The organism is Planktothricoides sp. SR001, from assembly GCF_001276715.1.
Taxonomy (GTDB): domain Bacteria; phylum Cyanobacteriota; class Cyanobacteriia; order Cyanobacteriales; family Laspinemataceae; genus Planktothricoides; species Planktothricoides raciborskii.
In genome coordinates, this window is record NZ_LIUQ01000098.1 from 1 (window position 1) to 10,049 (window position 10,049).

Sequence of the window (10,049 nt, forward strand, 5' to 3'; positions counted from 1 at the left end):
CTGGTGGCTGAACAATTGCCCATTAGTTTGAACAAGCCAGAAGAGTCAACAACAGCAACAGGCGGCGTCGAGGTGATGTTTCGTTATATGGGTTCAGTGTATATTCGTCCCAAAAATGCCAAATCCGAAGTCGTAGTCCATAGCATCACTCACCAACAAGGAACCGATGGCAATGATATTTTGATGATCACCTTTGAAAATAAAGGAACTCGCCGTGCAGTTTTATCTGACTTAAATTTAAACTTAACCAGCGAACAAGGCGCTCAAATTACCCTGAAACCAGAACAGCTAGAAGGGGTTAATAATGGGGTGATTTTGGCAGGTAATCAAAGACAGTTTTCAATCCCTTGGCCGGAAGCATTACCCGTAGGAAATGTAACCGCGACATTTACTTTTAAGGATGCGGAATAATCACCCCACTGATTACAAATCCGACCCGCGTAAATCCCATTTAAATATTTGATATGAGCAGAAGCCAAAAAACACCAATTTTTCTTCTGGATGAGACTCAAATTAAAGGCAAATCGTTTACCTTTATTGCTGTTGTGGGGATTCAGTTCAATTCTATTTAAGTCTTCACCTATTTTAGGGCAAGATGTCCCTTCTTCGTCGCCTAATGTGCCTCCTGACACCCAAAACCAAGAGCCTACCTTTGAGGGTATTTTTGGGAAACCTCGTGACCAAACCGAGAAAGTGATTGCGCCATTTTTTGTTGATGGACAACAGAGGGGTCAGGTATTGCTCATCCTGGGAAATATTCCCGCAGTGCGGATTCAGGCCGCACCATTATTGACTGAAACGGGAAAAGTGGTTCGTGAAGATACACAAGCAAAACTGACTGATGCGGTTGATGCTGAGGGAAATATCAGTTTAGAAGTTTTGCAACAAAATGGCTTACAAGCAACTTTTGATTACGCAAAATTAGAGCTACAGATTCAAGTTCCACCGGCTCAACGTCTCACAAATATCGCTAATTTAAATGAAAGAAGATTGCCACCAGGGGCAGAAAATGCTCTCACTCCCAGCACTTTGAGCGGCTATCTTAATTTTCGGGGCGATCAAGATTATATTTGGTCTGGTTCAGGTGATATCGGTCGTCAACCCCTCCGTTTTTCTGTAGATGGTGCGTTGAATTATAAAAACTGGGTATTCGAGGGACGCAGTGATTTTAGCGAAGGTAGAAACCCTAATTTTCTTAGGGGAGATTTGCGAGTAGTTCGCGATACACCCGAGCAAGCTTTACGTTATGTAATTGGCGATCTTTCAATTCCGGTGACTGGATATCAAAATAGTCAGGCTCAAGTGGGAATTTCTATAGCCAGAAATTTTGGTTTACAACCTTATGTCATCACTAGACCTATTAGCAAATATGAATTTTTCTTAGAAACAGATTCACGGGTTGATGTATTAGTTAATGGTCAATTAGAACGCACGTTACAGTTACCTGGCGGACGACACGATATTCGCGATTTACCTTTGAATGCGGGAACTAATGATGTAGAATTAGTTATTACTGATAATGTGGGTCGGGTGCAAAGACTGAATTTTTCTAATCCTGTAGCTGCCGATTTATTAGCGCCAGGACTCCAGCAATTTGCCTATAGTTTGGGTTTTCTATCTTCTGATAGTTCTGGCGATCGCACTTATGATTTTACTCAGCCGATTTTGACTTTATCTCATCGGTTAGGTATTACCAATAGCTTAACATCAGGGATTTATCTCCAAGCTAGTTTCGCTCAACAACTCATGGGTTGGGAATCAATTTTGGCAACTGCCTATGGTAATTTCGGATGGGAAATTGCCCTCAACAGCGATCGAGAGTTGGGCATTGATTATGCAGCTAGGTTACGTTATGAATACTTGCAAACTGGTGCAAATAATCCATCTCAACGTTCATTTAGATTAAGTATAGAATCTAGGGGATCTGATTTTACTAGAGTGGGAGAAGAAAACCCACGCAATGATTTTTCTTACGATATTAATGCTAATTATAGTCAAAAATTATTCTGGAATATGCGAGGTAATCTTAGCGCCAGATATCAGTTGGGCCGCGATGTTCTCAATAGTTATAGATTGGGCATGGGTTTTTCTAGATCATTTCGCAATGGATTAAACATTAGTTTGAATCTCAGTCAAACTCTTGATAAAATGGGTTCTGATGAACAACGGGCTTACGTTAATTTATCTTGGTTGTCACCACAAGGTCGCCAATTTATCCAAGCCTCAACAGATATTAATAATAGACGAGAGCCTAGCCATCGCCTGAACTGGAATTATAACCCGTTGCGAACGATCGGAACGCCAAGAAGTTCCCTCGGTTTAGCCCAAAATGACAGCGGTTATAACTTGACCGGGCGATTATCTTATACGGGTTATCGTTTCAATTGGGATTTATCTAATGATTCGGTTTTTGCCGGGGATGGAAATTATACGATCGCTAACAAAACTCAAGTCAGTTTTGGTACTGCCTTAGTGTTTGCAGATGGTCATTGGGGTTGGTCACGTCCGATTAGTAATAGTTTTGCTTTAGTCATTCCTAACGAAAGCCTAAGAGATCAAGAAATAGGCATTAATCCCAGTGTAAGCGGCTATACCACCCGCATTGATGATTTAGGGCCTGGTGTCGTATCTAATTTAGATCCTTATCGGATTTCTAGTCTTACCATTGATGCGCCCAATTTACCGATAGGAATGGATGTAGGAAATCGGGTGATTATGCTTTTGCCAACCTATCGCAGTGGCACATTAGTGCGGTTGGGAACCGATGCTACAGTTTTTTTAAGAGGTGTATTGTTAAATGCTAATGGTGAACCGGCTTCTTTGCAGTCAGCACAGATTGTTTCTCTTTCCGATGGCAACTGGCAGCCTGTGACTTTGTTTACCAATCGAGCGGGCCGATTTGCCACAATCGGCTTAAAACCCGGTCGTTATGAAATCCGCTTGTTGACGAACCCTCCATCAACAGTTCAGTTTGAAATTCCTCCTGATACAAAGGGAATATACGACATCGGCACGCTTCAACCTCCTTGATCGGGTTCCAATCCCGACAGCCGCCCCGCCGCCGTGAAGTGTGCCGGACGGCACAGGACTCAATTGGGACAAAAGCTACGCACAAGCGTAACCTGGAGATGGTAAGGAGGGCAACAGCCCCACCCGAAAACTCACTATCAAAGGTGTGAAGCGGGCCGTAAAGGGCGATCGCTTCCCCATCTCGGAGGGAATCGTTGAGTTTCTATGGTAAATATTTGTGGGTGTTGGGTTTCGTTCCTCAACCCAACCTACTAGGCTGATTTATATACGGATATGGTGGGTTAAATTTTATTATAACACCCGACAAGATTGGCTACAAGATTGGCGATCGCATTATTTGATCGCATTATTTGATCGCATTATTTGATCGCATTATTTGATCGCATTATTTGATCGCATTATTTGATCGCATTATTTGATCGCATTATTTTATGAATAGAAATAGTTTAGCTTAACTCAGATTTCATAAAATCTATAAACTCCAAGATATTTCGAGATTGCCCAGGTTCAACGTTAATTTCTGAACCAATATGAATATGATGGGGAAAATTGAATAAATCTGGAAAATGCTTGACGCTACCAAGGGCGCTTTCTAAGAAATTGTTTAGATAGATCCATCCATTGATAACGATAATTTAAGGTGAAGATGTGGTTATCTTGAATTGTGAATGATTCAGCAATTTCCAATAACTCGCTGTTAATCAGGGTTAAACGAGCCAGAAAATAGCCGCGATTTCGGAAAATTCGCTCATCACTAATCTTGATCGCAGATTGGGCTACCAGTGAGCTTCTCCTTAACAGCCGCCATATATTGCTCTAAAGTCATACTTTTTCAGGGACTTTAACTTGGGTCGAATTACAGCTTGTTCATTAGAATTTTGTAAAACTTGTATGATAAACTGAAGCTGTACTCAATGCAGACCAGATTCAGCTATGGGACGTTACTCTATTGATCTTAGACAAAAAGTGGTGACTGCTTATAAATTGGGCAAAGGCTCTATTCGGCAAATAGCCGAGCAGTTTATGATCAGTCCTGCCACTGTCCATAGTTATATCAAACAAGATCGAGAAACGCAAGATTTAACTCCTAAAAAACCAGGGTCAAACCGTCCTGGAAAACTAGAGGCTTATCGAGACTTTATTATTCGGATGGTACAAGATAACCCCGATTGGAGAGTGAGGCAATATCGGGAATATCTCCTCACAGAGCCGGATGTTTATGTCAGTGTAGGAGGAATGTGTGAATTCCTCAATAAACTTGGACTGGGCGAAGCATTCGCGGAGCGGGCTAGTGATTTCAACCAAGAACCACTGGCGCGAATGCTATCGCCCCTACAAAAAAACTTACGGAGCGGAGAAGATGGCAACATCGGTAAGGTCAAAAACAGCGAGTTGATTACCGGGAGAGGGTTAGAGATCTACCAGAGGAGAAAATGATATTCATTGATGAGACAGCATTCTGGGTGGGGATGAGTCGGGAGGTGGCCAGGAGTGAAAAGGGTAAAAAGGCATTTTGTTTAAGACCCTTTTATAAAGGGAGAAAAATGACCTTAATTGGGGCAATAAGTATTGAAGGAGTTGTAGCGAAAAAAGCAATTGAAGGCTCGATGAAAGGGAAGGACTTTAAGGAGTTTGTAGAAGATGACCTGGTTCCTAAGCTGAAGCCAGGGGATGTGGTAGTGATGGATAACCTGAATATTCATTCCATTGAAGGTATTGAAGAATTAATCACGGCTACGGGAGCTAGAGTAGAATATTTACCACCCTATTCACCAGACTTTAATCCGATTTCTATGTTGTGGTCAACAGTGAAGTCACTGGTAAGAATGTTCCCAACACGAGCAATGGAAGTGCTAGAAAAGTTAATTGAAGTTGCTCTGATTGTGAGCGGAAAAGACAGCTTCAATAACTGGTTTACTAAATGCTGCTATTGTAATTAGTAATTATCGAACAAGCTGTACTTGTTGTTATAACTAACCGTAACAACCGACTACGAGCGGTTAGCAATTAATCAGACAAAAACCTTGACCGAGGTTTCAGAACATCAATGTCAAAGAAGCAAGACATAAAATTATCACTTAATTTACTCTAAGTGAAATATTTTTATGGGGAGTTTTGTTCCATCCTTAAGTGAATTCAGGAATCTAGAGAAAAAAATCAAATTCAGAAACTAATTCGCCATGATAGTGGTCAGAAAAATTAATAATCCCGAAAAATATGCCAATCGCTTGATTGGCTCAACCATTGATGAAGATCCTATTCAAGAGAAAATCTATGCATAGATTTCCGGAATTTTTCACAATCGGGTTGTAACTTCTAGCACCAAATTTGTAACATCACCGCTGATGCAGCCAAAGCAGGCAGGAGAATTGCTATGAACCGCACCCCTCTAGATGATTGCCAACTAGAAACAGTAAATCCCATAAAAGCACGGTTCCATCGGATTGTCCTTGCTTTACTCTTTACTGGGGTTTTATACTTTAATGTAGAACCCCATCAGGAACAGGTGACACGAACCGTCTCTCCATTAAAGGATGCACCGATTCTGATTACACCCATCAAGCAAGTGGCTTTATTTAATAAAGCAAATTCTGCCTCAGATTAATTCTCTCAATCCAATCAGTGTCAGCCAAAACATACTTCAAAAACATTGCCAGGGAATTGCCAGGTAATTGTGTGATTCAAGAGAAAAATTGGCTGAACTGATTAAAAGTCTTCCAGGTTTCTCTGAGATCCGCACTGGGATTTTTGGCATCAAAACTGGTTGGTTCGGAATATTGGTGGGCGATCGCCTGACAATTTTCCACTCATTTTCCACCTGTAGTCCCATAGATCAATCCCCTGTGTGACTTAGATATTTGTGGTCTTGGTCAAGTAACTATGTTCATAGAGTCATTTTCAAAAAAATTTTTACTGCTATCCAAGCAGATCCTCTACGATAATCTACTATGCTTGATGAGATGGGTATCAAACCAGCGAAGTGAATATTCGACAGACAATCTGTGCGAATATGTGTGGGTTTCATCCAGCGTGACGGTTTGGCCGATCCATAAACCTTTCGATGAAAACGTAGTTTAGACTTAGTTTGGATATGTTAGCAATTTCTGAAATTCCCATTCTCAGTTCTTTGATTTTTCAAGTTTCTTTTACCTTGGTGCTTTCTGGACTTTTACTCTGGCAAGCATTTCAAGCGTTGAATGAAGTCAAAGACAAGTAATTTAATTAGACAATTCTGGCATCAGGAGTCTGTTTAGGGGGGAAATCTTTGTTCTGTTGATCCACCACAAACCCGGTTTCCAAATCCCCTCAGACCACAAACCCGGTTTTTTCAAGAAACCGGGTTTGTCTGTTGTTTGGCAATACAGGTCAAGGGCAAATTAGCCCAAAAATTTAATCTGGTTTAATCTGGCAGTTTTCCCAAGGCGATCGCCGCATTTTGACCGCCAAACCCAAAGCTTAAACACAAAACATTTCTTAAGTCATTAGCTTGGGCATTGATCACGAAATTTAAATCAAATTCTGGCTCGGTTAAGCCCACACAAGGGGGCAAAAATCCATCTTTTAACGCCATGAGACTAAAGGCGATCCCCAAGGCACCGGATGCCCCCAAAGTATGACCTGTAGAGCCTTTTGTAGAACTGACCGCCACTTTTGGCGAAAATAACTTTTGAATTAAATTAGCTTCAAATTGATCGTTGAGGAGAGTGCTGGTGCCGTGACTGTGGATATAGTCGATATCAGCGGCAACTAAATGACTGCGATTTAAACATTGAGCGATCGCCTTTTGGGCAATGTTTCCCTCCGGGTCAGAAGAATTCACCGCACAAGCATCATTGGTCAGTCCTACGCCCAAAATTTGGCCATAAATTTTCGCCCCTCGATTTTTGGCCAATTCCGCTGTTTCCAACACAAAAACCGCCCCCCCTTCCCCTAACACCAATCCTTCCCGGTGGCGATCGAAAGGATAGCAACCTGTTTTCGCCAAGGCACCCATTTGTGCAAACCCAGCCAAAGTTAAACGGGTCACGGGGGCTTCCACTGCCCCAGCTAACACACGGCAGCATTGCCCGCTTTGAATCAGTTGAAAAGCACGAGCGACACTCCAGATCCCCGTAGCACATGACGCCATTGGCGCTAAAACTGTATCCGTTGCTCCCACCAGTTTAGCGGCGGCGATCGCCCCGGCATGAGGCAGACTGCCCAACCAATCTTCTAAATGTGCTTCTGGGCAATAATTTGGGTCAATGGCTTGATATCGCAAATAATTGACTAAATATTGTTCCCACCGGGCTTGCTGACTGCGAGAAGAACCGATCTCCACCCCACAGTCAGGCAGAGGTGGGGCTAAACCGGCATCTTTCAAAGCGGCAGGGACAACCTGCTCAATTAAAGGAATCAACTGAGCAGGGGTTTCCCCAATTAACCCCAAGGGTCGGGGGGGTAATTCTGAGAAGGGTTGTCTCAGCTTAATGGCTGATTCCCCAGCAATTAAACGCAACCAGCTTGTCTCCAGGCTGGAGCCTAAAGCTGAGAGCAAACCAATCCCAGTGACGACAACTTGCACAAAAAACCTGAGAAATAAAAGTTAAAAATTTAGGCAATTTTTAGCTATTTTTAGCAACTTTTGATTATAACCTAAATTTGATTACTTTTTCAAGTTTTCTGCACCCTGTGTCACTTTCGCGGATTGAATGCGATCGCCTTGTTGAATTTGATCCACCACATTCATCCCGTCAGTGACATAGCCAAACACGGCATAATTGCCATCCAAGAAAGACAAATCATCCAAAGCAAAGTAGAACTGGGAAGAAGCGGAATCGGGAGCCTGCGATCGGGCCATCGCCACAGCGCCTCTGGTATGGGGCAATGCCGGTGGCTGAGAAATTCGCGCCATCTGGAAAGTTTTACTATAAATGGGACTCTCGGCTCCTTCCGGGGTAATTTCTAGGGGAATAAAGCGACGATTTCCCTGTTCGTCAATAAAACCACCTGTTCCCATATTAGCCACCGGAAAATTGGGATTTTTCCCTTGGGGGTCGCCACCTTGAACCACAAATGGCTGGGGTTCACGGACAACCCGGTGAAATGCCAACCCGTCATACACACCCCGTTGTACGAGGTCTACAAAATTTCCGGCAGTGACTGGTGCCTTAGTGCCATCCACTTCAATAGTAATGGGCTGACCTTTCACAGTCATCACTACGGTCGCTTTTCCTTCTAACTGGGGTAAATTACTCATATTCATTCCATCATTTTGACTGATTGGCGTAGCAGTGGCATTGTCGGTTGGGGTGGATGTGGCAGTATTTGCCGCACATCCAGCCATCAGCAAGGTGCCGATCATCAACAGAGACATAAACCAATGCTTGATTGGAAACTTCATACGCGAACCCTTATCGCAAACAGCATATTTCCGAAATCATCTTATCTACAGACCGGGCAATTTCCGGCGATCGCCCGCTCACTTCATCAGGCGGCGTCATCCTGATGCCGTGGATTTAGTCGATTTAGTCGATTTAAGACACAAAACAGGGTCTATAAACCTTCCAGGGGAACCCGCAAAAACTGAGCCAGTTCAGCCCCTTGATTTTCTAATTCTGAGAGGGGTAACGGTTGTCCGACGCGACTCAGCGGGATGGGATTACGTCCTTTTACACGCAAATAAAGCTCCCGACGAGGATTTAACCCTTCTTTAATATCCACACGCACCGCTTGGACATCTTCCGTAGAGTAGGTAATATCCACCTGGCGATTTTTGCCCGGATATCCCCAACGGAAAATCCGCACCTGGCCTGTTTCTTTGTTAAATTCATTGTAACCGCCGCCAACATCCCAAAGAATCACCAGCCACAGGTACAATCCCAGGAGATTACCAGCCACTCCATACAGTCCCATGACTAAGCCTTGGGGGACGAAAATCAGTTGAGTGGCATCTGAAACTGGCAATAAATTAATTTGCAAATAGCTGGAAATTCCCGCTAACAGAAAGCCAGTGGCTCCCAGGGTGACAACTGTAGCCCAAAAGTAGTTACTGGGACGACGAGAGCCAATAATTTGCTGAATTAGCACGCGATCGCTTTTAGAGATAGTTTTTGTGGTCATGGAAATCTTCGGTAGTGTGGAAAGCTCATCAATCAATGAATACACAGGTTTTTTGCCCGGATTGCTGACCCCGGATGGAAATTTCTGACTCCCAGGAATTGCCAAGCATCAGAAAGATCATCCAGACAGAGGCGATCGGCAACTGCCCGCAGGAAGCATCTTCGTTAGACCGTTGATGCTGGGCTGAACCGAGATGAATGATTCGCACTCATTTATCTGTAACCTGCGCTCTGTAACCTGCGGTTTTGGCAAAATGCCCCTTAAATTACTCCGGCTGAACATCTGAGTTTAATTTCAGCGCGACACAACCGGGTTAACCTGAGCCAATCTCAGATCATAACTCTGTAAGCTACTCACATTTAAGTAATTTTAGGGATCGATTCCCAGCTTAGAGTCCGATCGCTAAGATGCATTAATCCAGAGCCAAGGGCGATCTGGTCATTTTCTTGGCATTTTTCGCCATTTATTTCAGGTTTGATTTAGGTTTGATCTCGGTTTGATCTACTTAAGAAGGCATTTTTTAGTTGGATCTAGTGAAAAAACTTATCAAAACAATCAGAATTTTATGGTTTTTTCATATTTTACTCCCTAGAGCGGCGATCGCCCTGGAATCTGCTGCCCACAAGCGCCGATTTTAATGAGTATTTTTAACGACTGAAGCCAAGCTACCAGGGAAACTCAGGCAGATTTTGTGGCGATCGCGGTGTTTGGCCAAATATTTGGCCAAAAAAGGGGTTTACTAAATTTTGGTAAATATTCTATAGTTATGTTAAGTTAATGAGAACGCTTGCGATTCTTGTCCACCAAGCAGATTAGATAAAAGATAAAAGTTATGACAATCGCCATTGGACGCAGCCAAGAGCGAGGATGGTTTGACGTACTCGACGACTGGCTGAAACGCGATCGCTTTGTATTCG

10 protein-coding genes and 1 pseudogene are annotated in these 10,049 nt (G+C 43.2%); 6 read left to right on the plus strand and 5 right to left on the minus strand.

Annotated features, from left to right (window positions below; translation table 11 throughout):
• From AM228_RS34675 to AM228_RS27895, 4 genes and pseudogenes are all read left to right on the plus strand, one after another.
• Nucleotides 1-411 (plus strand): hypothetical protein (locus tag AM228_RS34675; RefSeq protein ID WP_369817810.1); only part of this gene is annotated, 411 nt, incomplete at its 5' end.
• A gap of 90 nt (nt 412-501) precedes the next feature.
• Nucleotides 502-3,030: a fimbria/pilus outer membrane usher protein gene (locus AM228_RS27880; protein WP_054470222.1), complete on the plus strand. Its 2,529-nt coding sequence runs from the start codon at nt 502-504 to the stop codon at nt 3,028-3,030.
• A gap of 933 nt (nt 3,031-3,963) precedes the next feature.
• Nucleotides 3,964-4,970: pseudogene (locus AM228_RS37090) on the plus strand (IS630 family transposase).
• 434 nt (nt 4,971-5,404) lie between these two features.
• Nucleotides 5,405-5,635 carry a hypothetical protein gene (locus tag AM228_RS27895; RefSeq protein ID WP_054470230.1) on the plus strand — a complete coding sequence of 77 codons (231 nt, stop codon included), beginning with the start codon at nt 5,405-5,407 and terminating at the stop codon, nt 5,633-5,635.
• 76 nt (nt 5,636-5,711) lie between these two features.
• Here AM228_RS27895 and AM228_RS36500 read toward each other — a convergent pair whose 3' ends face one another.
• Nucleotides 5,712-5,837: a hypothetical protein gene (locus AM228_RS36500; RefSeq protein ID WP_255353283.1), complete on the minus strand. Its 126-nt coding sequence runs from the start codon at nt 5,835-5,837 to the stop codon at nt 5,712-5,714.
• 284 nt (nt 5,838-6,121) lie between these two features.
• Here AM228_RS36500 and AM228_RS36505 point away from each other — a divergent pair, with 284 nt between their 5' ends.
• Nucleotides 6,122-6,247: a hypothetical protein gene (locus AM228_RS36505; RefSeq protein ID WP_255353284.1), complete on the plus strand. Its 126-nt coding sequence runs from the start codon at nt 6,122-6,124 to the stop codon at nt 6,245-6,247.
• Nucleotides 6,248-6,430: 183 nt separating this feature from the next.
• Here the strand turns inward: AM228_RS36505 and AM228_RS27900 are convergent, their stop codons facing one another.
• Together AM228_RS27900 and AM228_RS27905 are read right to left on the minus strand one after the other, a co-directional pair.
• Nucleotides 6,431-7,594 carry a beta-ketoacyl-ACP synthase gene (locus AM228_RS27900; protein ID WP_054470231.1) on the minus strand — a complete coding sequence of 388 codons (1,164 nt, stop codon included), beginning with the start codon at nt 7,592-7,594 and terminating at the stop codon, nt 6,431-6,433.
• A gap of 81 nt (nt 7,595-7,675) precedes the next feature.
• On the minus strand, nt 7,676-8,386 hold the full coding sequence (locus tag AM228_RS27905) for a peptidylprolyl isomerase (RefSeq protein WP_369817811.1): 711 nt from the start codon (nt 8,384-8,386) through the stop codon (nt 7,676-7,678).
• A gap of 14 nt (nt 8,387-8,400) precedes the next feature.
• Here AM228_RS27905 and AM228_RS36510 point away from each other — a divergent pair, with 14 nt between their 5' ends.
• Entirely contained in the window at nt 8,401-8,532 is a 132-nt protein-coding gene (locus AM228_RS36510; protein WP_255353285.1) for a hypothetical protein, read from the plus strand.
• A 33-nt stretch (nt 8,533-8,565) separates the two neighbouring features.
• On the opposite strand, the gene AM228_RS27910 is transcribed toward AM228_RS36510, so the two are convergent.
• Nucleotides 8,566-9,132, minus strand: a complete 567-nt coding sequence (locus AM228_RS27910; protein WP_054470233.1) for a photosystem I assembly protein Ycf4 — start codon at nt 9,130-9,132, stop codon at nt 8,566-8,568.
• A 28-nt stretch (nt 9,133-9,160) separates the two neighbouring features.
• Nucleotides 9,161-9,340: a hypothetical protein gene (locus AM228_RS27915; protein ID WP_054470240.1), complete on the minus strand. Its 180-nt coding sequence runs from the start codon at nt 9,338-9,340 to the stop codon at nt 9,161-9,163.
• Nucleotides 9,341-10,049: the final 709 nt, after the last annotated feature.

What these genes read in the sequence shown, in the direction of transcription:
- AM228_RS27880 (WP_054470222.1), top strand. Translation starts at nt 502, where the DNA reads ATGAGACTCAAATTAAAGGCAAATCGTTTACCTTTATTGCTGTTGTGG.
- AM228_RS27895 (WP_054470230.1), top strand. Translation starts at nt 5,405, where the DNA reads ATGAACCGCACCCCTCTAGATGATTGCCAACTAGAAACAGTAAATCCC.
- AM228_RS27910 (WP_054470233.1), bottom strand. Translation starts at nt 9,132, where the DNA reads ATGACCACAAAAACTATCTCTAAAAGCGATCGCGTGCTAATTCAGCAA.
- AM228_RS36505 (WP_255353284.1), top strand. Translation starts at nt 6,122, where the DNA reads ATGTTAGCAATTTCTGAAATTCCCATTCTCAGTTCTTTGATTTTTCAA.
- AM228_RS27905 (WP_369817811.1), bottom strand. Translation starts at nt 8,386, where the DNA reads ATGTCTCTGTTGATGATCGGCACCTTGCTGATGGCTGGATGTGCGGCA.